The 19,444-nt window shown below is 42.0% G+C and carries 15 protein-coding genes; 7 read left to right on the top strand and 8 right to left on the bottom strand.

Annotation, left to right across the window (positions count from 1 at the left end):
* Positions 1-52 precede the first annotated feature (52 nt).
* Entirely contained in the window at positions 53-889 is an 837-nt protein-coding gene (locus AAGA18_08850) for an archaeosortase/exosortase family protein (protein ID MEM9445450.1), read from the top strand.
* Between the two features lie 392 nt (positions 890-1,281).
* Positions 1,282-3,783 carry a PAS domain S-box protein gene (locus AAGA18_08845; GenBank protein MEM9445449.1) on the top strand — a complete coding sequence of 834 codons (2,502 nt, stop codon included), beginning with the start codon at positions 1,282-1,284 and terminating at the stop codon, positions 3,781-3,783.
* Between the two features lie 50 nt (positions 3,784-3,833).
* On the opposite strand, the gene groL is transcribed toward AAGA18_08845, so the two are convergent.
* From groL to AAGA18_08820, 5 genes are all read right to left on the bottom strand, one after another.
* Positions 3,834-5,486 carry a chaperonin GroEL gene (gene groL, locus AAGA18_08840; GenBank protein ID MEM9445448.1) on the bottom strand — a complete coding sequence of 551 codons (1,653 nt, stop codon included), beginning with the start codon at positions 5,484-5,486 and terminating at the stop codon, positions 3,834-3,836.
* A gap of 36 nt (positions 5,487-5,522) precedes the next feature.
* Positions 5,523-5,816, bottom strand: a complete 294-nt coding sequence (gene groES / locus AAGA18_08835; GenBank protein ID MEM9445447.1) for a co-chaperone GroES — start codon at positions 5,814-5,816, stop codon at positions 5,523-5,525.
* Between the two features lie 103 nt (positions 5,817-5,919).
* Positions 5,920-7,887, bottom strand: a complete 1,968-nt coding sequence (gene dnaK / locus AAGA18_08830; GenBank protein MEM9445446.1) for a molecular chaperone DnaK — start codon at positions 7,885-7,887, stop codon at positions 5,920-5,922.
* 131 nt (positions 7,888-8,018) lie between these two features.
* Positions 8,019-9,371 carry a glycosyltransferase gene (locus AAGA18_08825; GenBank protein MEM9445445.1) on the bottom strand — a complete coding sequence of 451 codons (1,353 nt, stop codon included), beginning with the start codon at positions 9,369-9,371 and terminating at the stop codon, positions 8,019-8,021.
* Between the two features lie 8 nt (positions 9,372-9,379).
* Positions 9,380-10,723, bottom strand: a complete 1,344-nt coding sequence (locus AAGA18_08820) for a glycosyltransferase (protein ID MEM9445444.1) — start codon at positions 10,721-10,723, stop codon at positions 9,380-9,382.
* Between the two features lie 228 nt (positions 10,724-10,951).
* On the opposite strand from AAGA18_08820, the gene AAGA18_08815 reads away from it, so the two are divergent.
* The 3 genes from AAGA18_08815 to AAGA18_08805 are packed head-to-tail and all read left to right on the top strand — an operon-like array spanning position 10,952 to position 12,909.
* The gene (locus AAGA18_08815; protein ID MEM9445443.1) at positions 10,952-11,326 is read left to right on the top strand and encodes a GntR family transcriptional regulator; all 375 of its coding nucleotides are present in this window, start codon (positions 10,952-10,954) and stop codon (positions 11,324-11,326) included.
* A gap of 12 nt (positions 11,327-11,338) precedes the next feature.
* Positions 11,339-12,067 (top strand): ABC transporter ATP-binding protein, encoded by a 729-nt coding sequence (locus tag AAGA18_08810; protein MEM9445442.1) that lies wholly within the window; start codon positions 11,339-11,341, stop codon positions 12,065-12,067.
* Positions 12,064-12,909 carry a hypothetical protein gene (locus tag AAGA18_08805; GenBank protein MEM9445441.1) on the top strand — a complete coding sequence of 282 codons (846 nt, stop codon included), beginning with the start codon at positions 12,064-12,066 and terminating at the stop codon, positions 12,907-12,909. The genes AAGA18_08810 and AAGA18_08805 overlap by 4 nt, the downstream gene beginning before the upstream one ends.
* Before the next feature lie 30 nt (positions 12,910-12,939).
* On the opposite strand, the gene AAGA18_08800 is transcribed toward AAGA18_08805, so the two are convergent.
* A complete protein-coding gene (locus AAGA18_08800) occupies positions 12,940-14,175 on the bottom strand; it encodes an amidohydrolase family protein (protein MEM9445440.1) in 1,236 nt (411 codons plus the stop codon).
* Positions 14,176-14,489: 314 nt separating this feature from the next.
* Here AAGA18_08800 and AAGA18_08795 point away from each other — a divergent pair, with 314 nt between their 5' ends.
* A complete protein-coding gene (locus AAGA18_08795) occupies positions 14,490-15,050 on the top strand; it encodes a hypothetical protein (protein MEM9445439.1) in 561 nt (186 codons plus the stop codon).
* Positions 15,051-15,131: 81 nt separating this feature from the next.
* Here the strand turns inward: AAGA18_08795 and AAGA18_08790 are convergent, their stop codons facing one another.
* A complete protein-coding gene (locus AAGA18_08790) occupies positions 15,132-17,267 on the bottom strand; it encodes a UvrD-helicase domain-containing protein (protein MEM9445438.1) in 2,136 nt (711 codons plus the stop codon).
* A gap of 73 nt (positions 17,268-17,340) precedes the next feature.
* On the opposite strand from AAGA18_08790, the gene sufT reads away from it, so the two are divergent.
* Positions 17,341-17,883: a putative Fe-S cluster assembly protein SufT gene (gene sufT / locus AAGA18_08785; GenBank protein ID MEM9445437.1), complete on the top strand. Its 543-nt coding sequence runs from the start codon at positions 17,341-17,343 to the stop codon at positions 17,881-17,883.
* A 44-nt stretch (positions 17,884-17,927) separates the two neighbouring features.
* On the opposite strand, the gene AAGA18_08780 is transcribed toward sufT, so the two are convergent.
* Entirely contained in the window at positions 17,928-19,325 is a 1,398-nt protein-coding gene (locus tag AAGA18_08780; protein ID MEM9445436.1) for a hypothetical protein, read from the bottom strand.
* Between the last annotated feature and the right edge of the window lie 119 nt (positions 19,326-19,444).

The raw sequence follows: 19,444 nt of genomic DNA, 5'->3' as shown, positions 1-19,444 counted from the left end.
AATCAAACCACCCATATCTTAGTCTAAAGAATGTATGATTATGGAGCAGCAAATGACTTTGAAAAAATGGGTTTCGTTAAGTGTATGGATTATAGTTACTATTATTTTTTACCCGATAACGCTGTGGGTTCTTAGAAATACAATAGCCGAGGAACAGCTAAAGCATTCACTGCTGGTCTTAGGATTTGCCGGAGTGGCCTTGGCTATGGAACGCAAGGAACGGTTGCAATTCATCATGGAGTTTGGTGAGAAATCAACATGGTCTCTGGTTATCTCTTTCGTTTTGGTAACAGTGAGTGCTTTCTTCAAGTGGCCTTTGGCTATGATGATGGGTTATGCATTTGCTATTTATGCTTGCGCACTCTATCTCTTGGGAGAAAAATTTTGGAGAGGAATAGCCGCTTTAGTCATAGCATTTTCGGTTTATATGGTTTTGGTCATTAGCATGCCAATTTTTGATTGGCCATTGCGAGGTGCTTCAGCAATAGGTGGGAAATGGATGCTTGATCAAACAGGCTTATTTAGTCATTTAAGTGTCCAGTTTCAGGATCCAATAAAATTATTATTATGGCTGGAAGAGAAGCCGTTCGAAGTGGCAGCAGAATGCAATGGTTTTGGAAGTATGAGTGGCGCGATTTTATTAGCGATACTTTTAGGTATATACCGCAGAGGTAGCTTTTTATCAATTATCGGTGCTGTGACTCTGGCTATTTTAATTAGCTACCTTTTTAATATTTTAAGAATTTTTAGCATATGTCTATTTGCATTGGGGCTACCAGAAACTCCAGATTATTATTTTGTGATGCACGAGATTGTGGGAACGTTTTACTTCTGGGGTTGCATTCTTGTTTTATGGTGCGTTTTAAGAAAATGCTATCCATCGAGGTAGATTACTTAAACCAGGGTGACGTTATAGAAGTTGAACGAGAAGCCTAAAAAACTTTAGCTAGAAGAAAAAGAGAGTAGACGAAGATGTGTGAAAGGGGTGATACCTCTAGAAGACTCTATGTGTTGGAGGCCAAGATGTTGCACAGATTTTTAAATTTTTATTGCATCATTTGGGTTAAACTTATATTTCTCCCATTAGGTAACCAAATCTAAAAAGTTCTCTAAAGATTTCCTTTTTAAAGCCGAATCCTAGGCCGATGGCAGAATTTCAACCAGGGCTAGTTATCTGGGGGGGCAGTCGTAAATCTAATAAATTCTCTAGCCATAGTTCTCTTTTCAACAAACAGGCCAGGACTCTTATCCTAATAGCGCCGCAACAACTCTTAACTGAATGTGAAAAAGTCTGATTATCTAGAGATGAATGATTCCCATGAAGAAAGGGGAGAGGGAAGAATAAGATTTAGTGAAGTGGAACAATTTCCCATCGAGGCCATGTCTGGAAGCATAAGAGAGCAGCTTGACCGTGTTTTAAAATTAGCCAAAGAACTAGATATTGAAAATCAGGAGTTAAGGCAAAATATTAAGCACTTGAGTTTAGAAAATAAAATAGGGCTAAGTCATTATTATCATTCACCTTTAGCACAGCTCAAGTTAGATCAAGCAGGTATCATTAGAGAAGGAAATCAATCTGCGGCAGATTTGCTAGCAGTGTCTAGCAGCACTCTGAATGAGGGGCACATCCACATGACAAGGTTTTTGAGTACTGAGTACATAAGGGACTTTCAAAACCACTTACGTCAGGTTTTGCGCGCACATCATGTACTCAATTGCAGAGTCGTACTGGTTGGGGAAGCTGGGGTGAAGCGGCATTTATTGATAAATAGTTTAGCTCAAAAACTAGGTGGAGGGACCAGTGAAATTTATATTACGATGACTGATGTCTCTACCCTTAAAAATTCAGAAGATGCTTTACTCGAAGTTAAAAATAAAAATTTCAAATTGAGTCAGATAGCTAGCCAAACAGAGCACTTAGTTTGTATTACGGACTCACACGGAATGATTGAGTGGGTCAATAGATCATTTGAATTGACTACAGGATTTACAGCCTCCGATGTGAAAGGGAGAGGCATTTTGGAGGTTTTGCGTAACATGAAAAGGCAAGATCTAGATGGCTTATCATTACTTGAAAAGACGATTGAGAGTCAAGAATCAGTGCGCTTAGAGCTGCTCACATCAAATCGTTTGGGTTTTGATTGTTGGATAGATCTTGAAGTTCAGCCGGAACGCGACGAACAGGAAAAGATTTTTGGATTTATGTTCCTTGGTCGTGAAATTAGTAGGAGAAAAGCTAAAGAACAAACACTTCAACAGACAAAAGAGCTTGTTATACAAGACCGTGAAAAACTCAAACAGGCAATGGAGCAAGCTCCAGTAGGTATCTTTGTGCTTAATCTAGATTTTCGATTTGTCAGAGCAAATGAAGTTCTGGGTGATCTGATGGGATATGGAGAAAGAGAATTGCTGCACATGGGGTGGGCAGACCTTTTAAAAAATAGAGAAGCTACAAGCTTAAAGATGTTAGAGAAGTTGAAATTAGGAGAATCGCATACGGAAGAAGGTGAAGACTGCCTTCGCCGAAGGAACCATAAGGAAATTGAAGTAGCGCTGCACTTTGGGTTGGTGCATACCCAAGATGGTAGCCCAGATTTCATAGTCGGAATGTTGGAGGATATATCTGCAAAGAAACATGAGGAGGAGGAACGTATCAAATTATGTAAGCTGGAGTCTTTAGGACTATTAGCAGGCGGTATCGCACATGACTTGAATAATATCATTATGGGAATAAGTGTCAGCCTTGAGATGGCTATAGAGGATTGTGATGGGGATAAGGATACGGTAGATTCATTGCAAGATGCGCAGTCTGCTTCTATGCGAGCCAAAGACCTGGCCAATCGCCTTTTAACTTTTGCAAAAGGCGGTGAACCTATCAAACAACCCGAGCATATAAATGAATGCCTAGAAAACGCGGTTCGTTTTGCCTTAAGAGGCTCGAATCTTAAACCTAGGTTCTATATCGACCAAGACTTGCCTATTGTTGATATCGACAAAAATCAAGTGATGCAAGTCATTGAAAACGTAGTCATCAATGCTCGAGATGCATCACCTCAGGGCGGAGTGCTCGAAGTAAGAGCCATGATGGAAGACATTATAGAGGATCCTGTCTTGAAAGTTGGAACATATGTTCGTATTGATATACATGATTACGGAGAGGGAATTTCCAAAGAAGTTTTAGGAAAAATATTTGATCCTTATTTTACAACCAAGACCAACGGGAATGGTCTTGGTCTTGCTACATGCTATTCTATCATGCAAAGACATTCGGGATGCATTAAAGCTTCTTCTGAAAATGGTGCGGGATCTACTTTTACACTTTATTTCCCAAAAGGTAGATCAAATCCGGTTACACCTGAGCCTTTTCAACCACCGCAAAAAATTGGTGGTAGCGGAAGAATTCTTTTAATTGATGATGAGAAAACCATATTAAAGTTAATGACTCGAGCGCTAACGTCTCTTGGGTATATGGTTGAATCTTGTCATGATGGAAATGATGGTGCCGTATTGTGCCGAGAGGGCCTAGAACATGGAAGACCATTTGATCTTATACTCTTAGATGCAACAATCCCAGGTGGCTGTGGAGGAGTTCAAGCACTTAAGGTGCTTAAGGAAGTGGATCAAAGTGTTAAAATTATTTTATGTAGTGGCTACGCGGCAGATAATTTGATGGTAGATTGGAAAAAAACAGGGTTTCAAGGTGTTCTTAAAAAACCATTTTCAATTGCAGAGCTTTCCAAGCTAGTGGGTTCTGTTGTCGGTAATAAAAAAGCCCCGAATTAGATCGGGGCTTTTTTATTAAAAGAGTCTAATAAAACTCTACATGGGATAGCTTACATCATGCCGCCCATGCCGCCCATGCCGCCCATGCCGCCCATGTCAGGTGCACCGCCAGCAGGAGCTGCTTCCTTTTCAGGAAGTTCCGTAACAATTGCTTCAGTGGTTAGCAAGAGACCTGAGATAGAAGCTGCATTTTGTAATGCTGAACGTGTTACCTTAGTAGGATCTACAACACCGGCCTCAATAAGGTTTGTATATTCTCCAGTCTTAACATTGTAACCGTTGTTGCCTTTAGCCTTTTTCACTTCCGCTACAATGATAGAACCTTCTTGTCCTGCATTGTTTGATAAGGTGCGTAGGGGTTGTTCTACCGCTCGATTGATGATGCCAGCACCAATTGCTTCATCACCTTCCAGCTCTAGGTTATTAAGGGCTTTCTGAGCGCGAATAAGAGCAACTCCTCCACCAGGCACGATACCTTCTTCAACGGCTGCACGCGTTGCGTGTAACGCATCTTCTACGCGAGCTTTCTTTTCTTTCATTTCGGTTTCTGTAGCAGCACCGACGTTGATTACTGCAACACCGCCAGCTAACTTAGCAAGGCGCTCTTGAAGCTTCTCGCGGTCGTAGTCACTGGTTGTTTCTTCGATTTGGCGGCGGATTTGTCCAACACGACCTTGGATGTCAGAAGTTTTTCCAGAACCTTCAATGATGGTGGTATTTTCTTTATCAATGCGGATGCTCTTGGCTTTTCCGAGGTCTTCGAGCTGGACGTTTTCTAACTTGATACCTAAGTCTTCGGTAAGAACACGACCACCTGTTAGAACAGCGATGTCTTCGAGCATAGCCTTACGACGGTCACCAAAGCCGGGAGCCTTAACAGCGCAGATTTGTAGAGTTCCACGAAGTTTGTTAACAACTAATGTTGCCAAAGCTTCACCTTCAACATCTTCTGCCATAATAAGTAATGGCTTGCCACTTTTAGCTACTTTCTCGAGAAGAGGAAGCATGTCTTTTAAGTTGGAGATTTTCTTTTCGTGGATAAGGATGTAAGCATTTTCTAGAATACACTCTAGGTCTTCGCTGTTAGTAACGAAGTAAGGGGAGAGGTATCCTTTGTCGAATTGCATGCCTTCCACAACTTCAAGAGTTGTTTCAATAGTTTTTGCTTCTTCAACAGTTACGGTTCCGTCTTTACCGACTTTATCTAGGGCGTCCGCAATGATTTCACCAACAGTTTCGTCCCAGTTTGCAGAGACAGTAGCAACTTGCTTGATTTCTTCTTTATCCTTTACCTTCTTACTAATCTTAGCAAGTTCAGCAACGACTGCTTCAACTGCTTTGTCGATACCACGCTTTAAAGAAGTAGGATTAGCACCTGCAGTAACGTTCTTTAATCCCTCACGATAAACGGCTTCCGCTAATACTGTTGCGGTTGTCGTACCATCGCCGGCGATGTCACTTGTCTTAGATGCAACTTCTCGCACTAGTTGCGCACCAATGTTTTCATAAGGATCTTCAAGTTCGATCTCCTTAGCTACGGTTACACCATCTTTTGTGATAGCAGGTGATCCAAACTTCTTATCAAGAACCACATTACGACCAGCAGGTCCTAAAGTAGCTTTAACAGCTCTTGCTAGCTTTTCCACTCCGCGTAGGAGTGCCTGGCGAGCTGATTCGTCGAATTGTAATTGTTTCGCTGACATAATTTTTTGTTCCTTTTTTAGAATTTAAATTTTAATTTAGCCAATGACGCCAAGAATGTCGTCTTCACGCATGATGAGGAATTTATCTCCATCAATGGTTACTTCAGTTCCTCCGTACTTGGAGTATAGAACTTTGTCGCCCTTCTTAACTTCAAAGGGAATCTTTTCGCCTTTATCATCTGATTTACCAGTTCCCAGGGCGACGATTTTGCCTTCTTGTGGTTTTTCTTTAGCAGTGTCAGGGATGATGATCCCGCCTTGCTTACTTTCTTTCTCTTCGATCGGTTGAACTAAGACACGATCTCCAAGTGGTTTCATGCTGTTAGCCATATATTTATTCTCCTTAATTAGTTTTATTGGATTATTTGGAAATGGTCCGGATGGTTACGGACTCAGCCTTGGCCAAGTCCGGACCGAAATATTTAAAAACGAATTACTTTTTGTCCTCTTTGTCGACCATCTCGAAGTCGGCATCGATGACATCATCATCATCCTTGTTTTTCTTTTCAGAACTATCTGGCGTTACTCCAGGGTCTTGGCCTGCTGCGGCAGCCGCTGCAGCCGCGGCCGCTGGATCAACCCCTTCAGGTGCAACATTTTTATAAAGTTCTGCAGAAGCTGCTTGCACCGTATTGTTGAGATCATCTGTAGCAGCTTTGATAGCATCTGGATCAGTCCCATTGAGGGCTTCTTTGACTTTCTCGATCTTTGACTCAATATCTTTCTTAGTTTCTGCTGGAACTTTTTCCCCAAGTTCTTTTAGCATTTTCTCTGTGCCATAAGCAGCGTTGTCGGCATTGTTTCGGATCTCAACTTGTTCCTTGCGCTTCTTGTCTTCCTCTGCATGTTGCTCCGCTTCCTTTTGCAACTTGTCGACTTCTTCTGAAGAAAGTCCACTTGAGCCAGTGATAGAAATTTTTTGCTCTTTTCCAGTGCCAAGGTCTTTCGCAGTAACATGTAAAATGCCGTTGGCATCAATATCAAAAGTTACTTCAATTTGAGGGACACCGCGTGGGGCCGGTGGAATCCCATCTAATTTGAAAGTTCCAAGCTGTTTGTTATCAGCAGCCATAGGACGCTCACCTTGTAGGACTTTGATTTCAACGCCAGGTTGGTTATCTGCAAACGTGGAAAAAATTTGGCTTTTCTTGGTAGGAATAGTGGTGTTTCGGGGTATCATAGCAGTTGCAATGCCTCCAGCCGTTTCGATAGCTAAGCTAAGTGGAGTGACATCAAGAAGAAGAACATCTTTTACATCGCCCTGTAAGACACCGCCTTGGATAGCGGCCCCAATGGCAACAACTTCGTCAGGATTAACTCCTTTGTGAGGTTCTTTGCCGACAAGCTCACGAGCAATTTCAACTACTTTAGGCATGCGCGTCATACCACCAACTAGGACTAATTCGTTGATATCATTTGTGCTAAGTCCTGCATCTTTCAAGCAAGCATGAACGGGTGTTTTTGTACGCTCAAAGAGGCTGTCTGTAAGCTGCTCTAATTTAGAACGGGTAAGCTTTAATTGAATATGCTTCGGACCGGTTTGGTCGGCAGTTATAAACGGAAGATTGATTTCATATTCTTGTGATGACGACAGGGCAATCTTAGCTCTCTCGGCCTCTTCTTTGATGCGTTGTAGAGCATCTGCTTGACCGCGGAGATCGATGCTGTTGTCCTTCTTAAATTCATCCAGAACCCAATCAATGAGTGTGTTGTCCCAGTCATCTCCACCCAAGTGAGTGTCACCGTTAGTAGCCGAAACTTCAAAAACTCCATCGCCGATTTCTAAAACAGAGATGTCGAAAGTTCCACCGCCTAAGTCGTAGACTGCGATTTTTTCATCGCTCTTTTTATCCAAACCATAAGCCAGTGAGGCAGCAGTTGGCTCATTGATGATGCGCTTTACATCTAGACCTGCAATTTTACCTGCATCCTTTGTTGCCTGACGCTGGCTATCATTAAAATAAGCAGGAACGGTTATAACCGCTTCCGTGATAGTTTCGCCAAGCTTGGACTCTGCATCTGCTTTAAGTTTTGCTAAAATGAAAGAGGAAACTTCTTCAGGAGAGTAAACTTTCTTTTCACCGTCTACTTCCACTTCGACATGTGCATCACCATTCTTTGCTTCAACAACGGAATAGGGAAGTCTCTTGACATCTTCTTTGATCTCAGAAAATTTCCGCCCAATAAGGCGTTTGACAGAAAAGACAGTGTTATTTGGATTAGTGACTGCTTGCCGCTTAGCCGCTTGACCAACTATACGTTCACCATTTTTCGTGAAGGCAACAATTGAAGGAGTAGTGCGAGCTCCCTCCGAGTTTTCTAGAACAACAGGTTGACCAGCTTCCATAACTGACATGCACGAATTTGTTGTCCCTAAATCTATACCTAAAATTCTTCCCATGCATGTTTAAAGGCAAGTGATATGCCAAGCCGCCTTGAAAATAATGTTGTTGATAATCAAGCACTTATGAAAGTAAGTGTGTCGTCAGCAAGTGTGTGTGACACACATGGGTGTGACAAGGTGACTCTTTGTCACAGTTTGGGCGATGGTTCTGGAAAAAATCTGAAGAGGTTTTCAAGGCGATGGTCCCAAGTATGTTCTTTGGCAGTCCGCAGGCGACAGCGCTTGCCTCGAGTGAGGGCAGTATCTGGATCTTTGATAATGGCACGTGCTACTTCTTCAGCTTCTTCAAAGCTATTAACGAGGTAGATTTCGTTTTCATTGTAGCACGCTGCTACATCAGGGCTGTTGAGATTAATAGAAGCACGGGCACAGGCACTAATTTCAAAGAGTTTTTCATTGGCTGTGGCATCTCGGATACTATTAGCTGCATTTAGATGAGCAGGATACTTCATGTACCACTCGGGTAGCTTATCTGCTAGGACAGAAGGCAGCGCTTTCACTCCATAAAGAGCCCATTCATTTTCGTTACTAACCACGTCGCATAAGCCTTTGCTGTAGAGATTATAAACAAATGCTGGGCGATCATATCGTAGAACAAATTTAACTAGATGAGATGCTTCTAGGATATAGCTTTTCTCATTTAAAAAGTGTAAGGCGTCTGGGTACTGTTCCTTGCCACAAATTTCCAGTATTTCTAATGCGGAAGTGTATGGCATTTCCTTTTTCATAAGTGTGGCGGTTCCAATGAGGCTTTTTAGTTGAGGGTGTTCTTTGACCCACCCCCATATATTTCGATCTAAGGCGGTAAGGACTTCGCCTGCACTGAGGTGTCGAAGTTCTGCTAAGGTTGCGCCTTCTTGTAGATGTTTAAGAATCTGTTTGCTAGGTTCTTGTCTCGATCCAGGATTGCCAATAAAGGCTAACCTATCTTTGACTGTGCAGGTGATGTTTTCATCTAGAAATTCACGGGGTGCAGCCAGATTTGAGTGAATTTGATTTTCGTAGCCAAGCCGTTGAGCTTCTCGAGCAATAGCCTTTCCGTAAAAGCAGTGAAGTACCTTGTCGTGCTTTGTCGCATCTTGGAAGCTGTTTTTACGATAGGGAAAAATGGCATTATTTGGAGCACCGCACCAGCTGATGAAATCATCAAACCAGATGGAATAGATCTTTTTAATATTTTGATTTTCAATAAATAAATCTGGGATAAAAAGCCAACCCAGGTCTAGAGCAATGACACAATCGATGCCGAAGTCATTAACAAGCGTATGCAATCGTTTCGAAATATCCTTTTCAGTTCTATGGGTAATCTCATCATGATTGATAGTTTCAGTAACAAGCCGAGTTGCTCGCGCATCACAAGAGTCACGAACTAAAGTCTGTATGCCCAAGCGTTCGCAAGCTTGTCCTAGGAATTCCGTTGTTTTGGTAAAGGCGTAGGACCAATCGTGACTGTAGATGAGAACTGAACGAGGTTTAGCCATATTTGCCTTTAAAATTTCTCCAGAATTGTTTGTAGCCGGTGGTCCCAGGTATGTTGCTTAGCAACACGGGCTCTGGCATTCTCGCCAATCTGTAAAAGTTCGTCCGGATTCTTTAAATAATACAGAGCATTTTCTTCGATTTCTTCTAATGATTTGTAACTTAAAAATTCTTTTTTATGTTCGAAACATTCTAGGATGTCGGGGGATGATATGTTGATGGAGGCTCGTCCACAGGCCGCAATTTCAAAAAGTTTTTCGTTAGCCGTGGCATCGCGGGCAGGGTTGGCACCATTTAGCTGAGCCACATAGCTTCTATAGGTTTGAGGCAGGTCGTGAAAACGCACAAGTGGCTTTGCTTGAATGCCATAGGGCTTCCATTCCCAAGGAGCACTAAAAACATCCACTTTATCTTGTTGGTATAGGCGGAAGACGATAGCAGGGCGATCGTAGCGGTTGACACACTTCACTAAGATGGCGGCCTCTAGGATGTTTCGAGAATTGTTTAAAGCTTCGAGTGCCTCCGGATACTCTTTTCCAACTTCACAAAGAAGGGAAAGTGAAGATTTGTGAGGATGGGCTAGTTTACATTCGAGTGCTCGAGAAATGAGTTTGGGTATATCACGGTGAGTAGAATTAAAATGATGATAAGCCTGTTGAGACTCTATCTCTTGAATAGAGGCCTTTCTAAGCTCTGTAAGATCAGCCTTTTTATGCAGTAGCTTGAGAGCCTCAGCAGAAGGGGGGCTTGGTATGCCTGGGTTACCAACGAAAGCTAATCTCCCCCTATACTTGAGGGGAGAATCGCTGCTCAAATATTCCTGTGGGGCTGCCAGAGGTGAGTGATAGCGGTTGGTAATACCTAGCTCTTTCGCTTCATCCATCTGAGCATTCCCGTAAAACATATGATGCACTTTGGGATGAGTTAGCGTTTCCTGAAAGCTGCGGTCAGCAGGCTTAATGGATTGTGAGGTAGTGCAGGCTGTTCTAAGATCATCGAACCAGAGCGAGATAATTTTATCAACATTTTCCATGGAAACAAAAGGCTCAGGAGTAAAAAACCAATGAAGGTCTAGCGAAAGGATGGTTTTTATCTCAGCAAGGTTTACGAGACTCTGAAAACGATCGACATGAATCATCTCGCTAGCACCAATGTGCTTAGTGAGTTGGTGTTCCTCTAGTAGTGAAAAGAGGTAACGGATATCAGATGTATCCCGGACCCAGTTTCGGATTCCCAGTCGTCTGAGTGCTAAGGAAATGAAGCGCGAAGTTTTAGAGGCAGGTGTAAACAAGTCATTTGTTAGAACCAGTACGGAATCTCTCTCATCTTGAGCCTTAGACGCTTCTTTTAGCATATGAATCCCATCGAACTTTTATAATAAATGGCCTTACCCCAGTAGAAGGCTCTAACCTTCTATATCGGCTCACCAAAGGCCTTTCTTGAGAGGGCTTCTCATGCCAAGTAGAAGTTTATTAATTATTTAAGCAACTGCTTTCCTAGAGGGTGAACTCGGAGAAAAGCAAAATTTTTCTTGCCTAAACTGTATTAGTATATTACATAAGTATAACAGTAATACACTTGTATGGATTTTAAGATAGAAGCAAATAGCGGAGTTCCCATATACAGGCAGATGGTTGAACAATTGAGAGATTCTATTTTAGCGGGTCGTTTGGCTGCGGGAGAGCAACTGCCATCTGTTCGTGAGTTGTCGGCACAAGTCAAAATTAACCCGCTAACCGTTTCTAAGGTCTATCAAACGCTGGAAAGTGAGGAATTGCTGGAAACGAGACGTGGCATTGGCACTTATGTAAATGAAAAAGCAAAAGAAATCACCCGAGATAAACGAAGGGAAAGAATTGCTAAAACCGTGAGTCAGTTAGTTTCCGAAGCTCTAGTTTTTGAGCTAAGTGAACAAGAAGTCATCGAGATGGTTAAGGAAAAATTTAAAACAAGATAATGGAGTAAAGGTATGTTGGAGAAGGCAATAGAAATTCAAGGGCTTTCAAAGTCTTACGAGAAAACTCAAGTCATCGAAAATTTCTCACTAAATATTGAGTGGGGGAGTATCTATGGACTGTTGGGACGGAATGGTGCTGGGAAAACGACCATGATTCGCATGCTTACAGGGCTAATTTCTAAAAATTCTGGAGAGATCAAAGTGAGTGGCAGAGATCCTTATGCATTAGATCCAGTCTTTTGGGAGCAGGTTTCTTACGTAAGTGAGCATTCAGGATTTCCCCCTACATATACAGTAGAAGGGCTCTTGAAAATAACTCGTTCCTTTTATAATCACTGGGACGAACAAATGGTGGAGCACCTCTTGGAGGCCTTTCATGTTCCCAAGAAAAAATTGATCTTTGGTTTGTCAAAAGGAGTTCAGAGGGCATTAGCTTTTATTTTAGCCATGGCGCATCAACCTCAAATTCTCATTCTTGATGAGCCGTCTGCTAATCTAGATGTGGTAGCCAGGCGCATCATGCTTGATGCCTTGCTGGAATTTATTCGTAGCGGCGAAAAAAGAGCCGTTCTCTTTTCGACACATATTTTAAGTGATCTGGAACGCGTTGCAGATCATCTAGGAATTATTACAAATGGTCGATTAGTTGTTGATCAACCACTCGATGAATTAAAAGAGAGTAGTGGTCAGAATCTGGAAGATCTTTTTTTAGAAATGACCAAAAAAAGGAGTGAAAAATGAAAAGTATTAAGCAAATACTGCGTTTGACATGGTTTGAATTTAGATCTCACATTCATCAGGTGCTGCCTTTTGGATTTTTTGTCTTAATGCTAGGAACTCAACTAGTGGACTTCAAGGAGCCCAATAGGGTATACACTCTAGTATCTGTAGCTTTTTGCTGGATGATGCATCTATTAATGGTGACAGTTCTTTTTGCCCCCGGAATTACTCAAGGTGCAATATATGCAATAGGACAAAATCCTCTAGTGGATATACATGAATTCCTTAAAACAAAACCCATTCATAGTTGCAATAGGTTCCTGGCAAAACTGCTCCTTTGTCTGACGCCCTTTTCAATACTCCTTATTCTAACGACCCTTTACTACAGTGCTGGAATGAACTTAGAGGTTCAGATACCTAAGCATGGCCAAATAACTACACGAGAGATGCAAGCGGTTGAGGATTTCTTTATGGGTAGTGAAATGGTCACTGAGGTAGGTAAAAATAATAAGGAAAACCTTTTTATGAAGGCACCATACGGTATTTATCAGCTGCTATTTTGTTACTGGTTTATTTTTCTGGCTTCAATAGCCTTCATCTTACTTACGGTCATGTTATTTCTTCAGCTAAAGGTGGGCCCTCTATTGTTTTGGCTCGAAGCAATCATACCATCCTGTGTAATTATGTTTGGAGGGCTTTTTTTATTTAATTTGGAGTCTCCTGAAAAGACGATGAATATGGACCGCTATATCGGCATGTTGTTTTACGAGAATTCTATAGTGATAATAACTTGTCTTGTAGGTTTTATCATTGTCTCGCTAATGATCAGCTGGCGGTTGTTCAGGAGGCCACTTCCATACTAGTGCAAACCTGGTGATCAGGTGGCTGATTGATTATGAGCTTGTGGTGATAAGTAGGGGATCTAGGACCTTACCATTCACCATAACCAATTCTGGTGGTGACTTGCTTCGGATTACTGCCTCATAGGGATCTGTTTGACTAGGTAATCTCAGAGCAATCAGGTCTGCATAAGCACCTGGCTTGAGGCAGCCGAGTTTATCTTGAAGTTGTAGAGCTTTAGCTGGTCGTGTTGTTATCATTTGGATCCATTCCCTACTGGTAAGATGTGGGTAGTAAAGCCTGGCATGGCGGATTTCGGCACGCAGATCGAGGGAATTGTTGCTAGCCAAGCTATCTGTTCCAATCATGATGTTGCATCCAATATCTTCTAGTTTTTCTAAAGGGAAGCGAGTATGGCCAAAGAATTCGTGGCATTTGGGGCAGTATACAATATGAAGCGGTGTGCCTTCTAGTAGAGGCCAATCGTATTCTTGTAGATAATTAACATGAGCAGCAATCACGTTTTGATCGATAGCGCTATACTCTATTAAGTGAGATAGTGCGGATCCTTGAGCACAATCACTCATATCTCTTCCAAGGTCTTTTAAAAACTCATAAAGAGGTCCTTCTCCGTAAAGAAACATGGTTTGTTCCTCCAAAGATTCTGCAATGTGGGTCGTAATAGGCATGTTAAACTGGCGGGCACACTGCTTTGCTAAGCGGTAGAGCTGAGGGGAGGCTGTGTAAGGTGCATGAGGAGATAGTCCAAATCCACCAACCCAATCATCTTTTTTGTCTTCGAAAAATGCCAATGAACCCAGTAGCAGGCTATCAGTCGCAAGCTTGTTGCGCAGGTCTATAAGCTCCAAAAACCAATAGGTTCGTATGGGAGGTTTTGATAGGTGGGGGATTAGATTGGGCATGGCTTCGACGTTAAAAACAGTCGTAGTCCCCGTGTCTACCAGCTCTTTAAAACCGTCTTCTATTGATTGTATAAAGTCATTGTCGCAAAGACTTTTTTTCAAGCCGTTGAGGCGTTTGATCCATTCAGTGAAACTTTGGCCTGGGAAAAAGGCTCCTTTCAAGCATGTATAATCAAGGTGGCAGTGAGCATTGATTAAACCTGGCAGTAAGACATGCTCATCGAATCGGATTATTTCTTCATGCTCTTTAGGTGTTAGCTCACCCTCTTGGCCTATTTCGGTGATGCAGTTGCCCTCTACTCGTAAAGCTCCATTTAGAATGGGAGCTCCATCCATCGTGAGGAGTGTTTGGGCATGTATGATCACAATGAAATGCTGAAGCTCTTATTTAAGAATGAGAAGAAATAAATGACTTGTCATTCGATTTGATAAAGAGTCCCTTAGTTAATCATTTATTAATCATAAGAAAGGAGTCTCTATCTCTTAAAGAAGTCTTTATGGAAGACATGATTATGCAAGATCTTGCTAAGTTTATAATTTTTTTGGAAGGTTAACATTATCTCATAAATAAGTTGAATCGCTTACGGCATGTCTATTTATTAACTTGGCTATTAAATTGTGAATATTAGCATGGAAACGAACTCATTTTATAGAGCTTACTAGTTTGAGAAGAATCTATCATGACATCCATAAAGAGTAACCCGTCTGTTGCATTAAAAAGAAGTTCAACGAACGCTTTGTATATTATTATTCCGGTTTGGATAGTCCTGGGCTTTTTCTGGACTGTCGTTCAGTTTTTGGTCTGTGAAGCCACGTATCAAATCGCGAATTCTATGGATGAAAGTGTTTCCGATACGCTTTATGAAATAAGTGATTACGTTGCATGGCCTGCAGGTATAATATATGACTTTGCCTTAGCTAGGGAGTATAAGAATGCTCTTGAATCTTTCGTAGAGTCTCATGAACCTAGCGATGGGGATAAAGAGATGATCGGGTCTATTTTAGATGAATACCAGAGAGACTACGCTCATTTAGATTTTCAAGATGAAGTTGATGAAGTGCTAGCAAAGTACGATGAATATGTTGAAGTCCATGGTGTTCTAGAATATATCATTTACATAGGGACCTGTATTGCTTGGGGCATTATCATTACTATTGTAGGTATTAGGTTGTCTTTTTATGTTGTTAATTCTGTCACCAAGAATAAGACAAATTCACCGCCACCTCTTCCTAATAAATGATAAGAGGAATGCAAGCTTGACCTATTAAACATCTCCATGTTTGTAAAATAGCCTCTGTTATGGGGTAGTTATAGGGCATGGTTAGACTGAATTAAGTTTTGCTCTCAGAGCGCTTAGCTGGGTTGCTCCTTGACTGTGCTCAACAGGGATAAAATGTATTTTAGTGTCTAAGGGGTCTAGGGTATCCTCGGGTAATTCAGTTAGGAAGCTAGAGGGATGGCGAGGCTCATCCTGCCCGTATTTCTTTCTATTGGAGCAATGGCTTAAAGTCAGTTGTTTTTGAGCTCTAGTGATTCCTACGTACATGAGCCGGCGCTCTTCATCGATATTATTATCTAACTTACTCTTTTCATGGGGCATGAAACCTTCTTCAAGACCTACCAAGTAGACATGACTGAACTCTAAACCTTTGGCAGCATGTAGAGTCATTAGAGTGACACCCGTCTGGTCCTTATCCTCTTTATCATCGGTTTTTTGATCGAGAACAACAGTATCTAGGAAGGCATCAAGATCCCCTTTTTGTGTTTCTTCATAACTGGCTAAGGCTGATACAAGCTCTTTAATATTGTCACTACGAGATATCATTTCCTGGTCGTCCTTACAAGAACGCCGCAAATCCTCAAAGTATTTAATTTCATCTAGCAGTTCTTTAAGAATTTCACTTTTGCAAGATTCCATATAAAAGGCGTCACGATAATGTTGTAGAAGGTCTACGAAATTTTCCAAAGCTGCTGCAGCTTTGGGAGAAAAAGCTTTGTAGGTTACTTGTATTTCTTCCCAGATGGAGCACTCTCGTCGTCGAGATTGGTCCAAGAGTTTTTCAATTGTTCTATTACCTATGCCTCTGGGTGGGTTGTTGATAATGCGGAGTAGGGCGATGTCATCATCAGGGTTTTTGATAGCGAGTAGATAAGCAAGAATATCTTTGACTTCTCTGCGTTCATAAAAGCTCATACCACCTAATATTCTGTAAGGAATACTCATTTTTCTGAACTCTTGTTCAAATACTCTAGACAGTAAATTGGTTCGGTAAAGAATGGCAAAATCTTCCCAGTAGTAATCATTTTCTCTTTTGATTTTGGCAATGTCTGAGGCGATCCATTCGGCTTCGTGAAGATCATTCTCCATGGCGGCTAAGCGAATCAAAGAACCAGGATTCCCTTCCGCCCATAGCTGTTTTTGATGACGTCGAACGTTGTTGGCAATGACTGCATTAGCTGCTCGTAGAATGTTGGGCGTGCAGCGGTAGTTTTGCTCTAATTTAACGATCTTGGCTCCTGGAAAATGATGGTGGAATTCTAAAATATGACTGGATTCTGCGCCTCTCCATGAGTAGATGGATTGGTCATCATCGCCTACAACGAATAGATCCGAATTGTCAGAGCATAGTAGCTCAGCGAGTTGGAATTGTAGTAGGTTGGTATCTTGAAATTCATCAATCATGAGGTAGCGGTGTTGTTCTCGAAGGCGCTCTCTAGCTTCAGGGTGTTCTCTTAAAAGTTGAACAGTGAGGAGTAAAAGGTCATCAAAATCAACAGCATTATGTAGACGAAGGTCTTGCTGGTAGCGAAAAGCTATTTGTTGTAGTAGTTGATCACCAGCCGCTTCTGAGAGGTCTATTCCCCTGTTTTTGGCTAATGAGATTTTTGTGCCAACAGTCGATGCATCTAGGTTATGATCAGTACCTGCCACGCGCGTAATGATTTTTTTGATTAGAGCAAGCTGGTCACTGGCGTCGTATATCGTAAAATTTTTTTTATAACCTAGTAGATTGATCTCTTTTCGAAGTACGCGAACACAAAAAGAGTGAAAGGTGCTGGCAATCAGTTCGAAAGCATTTGGGTGGTGTTTGGCATCAACGAGTTTTAAGTAACGCTCCTTCATCTCGTTGGCCGCCTTATTGGTGAAAGTCACAGCGAGGATTTGGGAGGGGCAGATTCCTTTTTGAATCATATAGGCCATTCGAAAAGTAATGACCCTCGTTTTGCCGGTCCCTGCCCCTGCAAGAACTAAAACAGGACCCTCAATCGTGCTTGCTGCTTCTCGTTGTGCAGGGTTTAGATCATCTAGATGAATAGCCACTGGTATATAAGAGTAGAGAGTTCTTTTGTGCCTACCACCTTTTTTAATAGGGACGCTGAAATTGAAGTGGAACGAAATGCCTAAAAGCTTCAGCCACAAGGAAAAGTGAGTCGATGAAGATCTAGCTAATATCATGGCATCAATATTGCAACTATTTGTGGTAGTTGACGAGGCTGCGGACTTGGTGCAACTTCATTAGATGCAACAAATGACAGGAGAAAAGATTGAGCTAAGGAGAGATGTTGAAGCGATACAGATACCTCATGGGTTAACCCAAACTCTTGAAAAAGGAACTTCGGTTGTGATTACCCAATCATTAGGTGGAACTTATACCGTTCATGTAGATGCTCAAGGCGGGCTTTTTCGCTTAGCCTCGCGCGATGCAGATGCACTTGGTTTCGAAGTGATGGAGTCCGCTGATTCACAACCTGAAAAGGGCCCTCTTGAGGAGCAAGTCTGGGCTGCGCTAAAAACCTGCTATGATCCTGAAATACCCGTTAATATCGTAGACTTAGGGCTGGTTTACAGTATGGATATTGTTGATTCCGAAGGGGATAAAAAGGTTAATGTCAAAATGACCCTCACTGCACCGGGTTGCGGTATGGGGCCGTCCATAGCAGCAGATGCCAAAAGTAAGATTTTGGCAATCGATGAGATTTCCGAAACGGATGTTGAGCTTGTATGGGAGCCCCAGTGGGAACCTGCTATGATCTCACCTGCGGGTAAACTTAAATTGGGAATAGAGGATTAGGGTAATTGGAGCAACGCAGTGAGGTAACATGAAATCCTTCCAGCCTAGGAATCAAGAGCCCTGATTTGGGAGGTAAGATTTTTGATCTCAATGGTAGAGAGATTTTTTGTGATGGCCCAGGCGTCGTCTAAACTCATGCGCTTATATTCATGTCCAGAGCCCCAGGAATCTGTGTAGATAATTTCTGAAGTTTTTTTATTATATCCAATAATGAGCCGCATATGTCCACCCATGCCTCGTAGCTCAGGATTCTCTTGAACTTTGCCTACAATAACACTCCATAGAATAGGTATACCGTTCTCCGTGTATTTCGAAATTTTTGTGCTAAAGCGGTTATAATCCGCTTTTTGTCTTTTAATTTTTGCCTCAGTCAACAGATCTAGCTGCATGACTCGATAGACTTCCAGCATGTCGACCATGATGCCAAGCTCTACTTCCGGAATCTTCTTTCTTTTGGCCAGCCTATTGTAGTCTTTAACAAACCTCAAAAAATCATCGAATTCAAATTCATAGTGGCTTCTTAGGTTGACATCAAATTTTGACTGTAGGCGTTTGAGGACCTCCATCATGGCTTCAATGCTCGTGCCTTGATTAGCTCCACTTCTGGCCATTTGTGCCAATTCATGTTGATCTACCTTTTTGCCAAAATAACGGAATACGCGCTCTGCGGAGGCCACGACACAATACCCTTTGGGGCCTTGGTCAACCATGGGTAATTTAGTAATAGCAACATCTCCATTTTCTTTTCTCTCTACCCGAGCTCTGAGAATCTCCAGAGTAATTTCTTCGTCTTTCTCAGCAAATAGGCTTTTTGATGCAGTGGTTTGAAGTTGAGGGGGAGTCATGGTTACTCGTGCGAACTCGGGGCGATAACGGAAGTTATCGCTTCCTCTTCCTATGGTGTGGCTCCACTCGAGTTGGGTGACCATAAGAGATGTTTCCCAAAGTTTTCTGTTTAGTCGAGACCCTGCGGTTCTTTTAATTTCTGGCTGGTTCTTGCCATTTGATTGAAGCCAGGTATTAAGTTCTTGGGAAGTCCTTTCAATAAGATCTAAAAATTTCTCCTTAGAGATTTCACCGGCATCGCCTCGGTTGTATAGATACAGGGTTATTTCTTGTGGGTGAAGGTTGGAAAAGCGGACGAGCGCCTCTTCTACTTTTGTGCTGCGAAAGGTTACAGGCATCTTAAATGCTCTCGCAGTTTCCTTATTTTTATTAGATACCCAAAAAAAGCCGTGCTTCTCATTTGCTTCAATAAAAGGCGTTTTCTCGATAGCCCAAAAGTCTTCTGTCAGAAGTGAGCTGAATTCCAGTTTTTTAAACTCCTTATCTAAGCTCTTTCTTTCTTCGAACTGTTTGGGATAGAAACTTTTCTCATGATAGCTTGCGGCAAGCTGCCAAGTATTTAGCTCAAGGCCAATCACCAGCATAGCGAATCTCATAACGGTGCTATACATGTCCTGAAGAAGTATTCATTGACTATGCGAATTCAGTGTAGGGAAGTAAATTTTATATTCCCAACTTGAGACAAAACATCTCTTGATTGACCTCGAATGATGCA

It is taken from the genome of Verrucomicrobiota bacterium (genome assembly GCA_039192515.1).
GTDB lineage: Bacteria > Verrucomicrobiota > Verrucomicrobiia > Methylacidiphilales > JBCCWR01 > JBCCWR01.
Note: the sequence above shows the minus strand (reverse complement) of the source record. Positions and strands in the feature narration are given on the sequence as shown.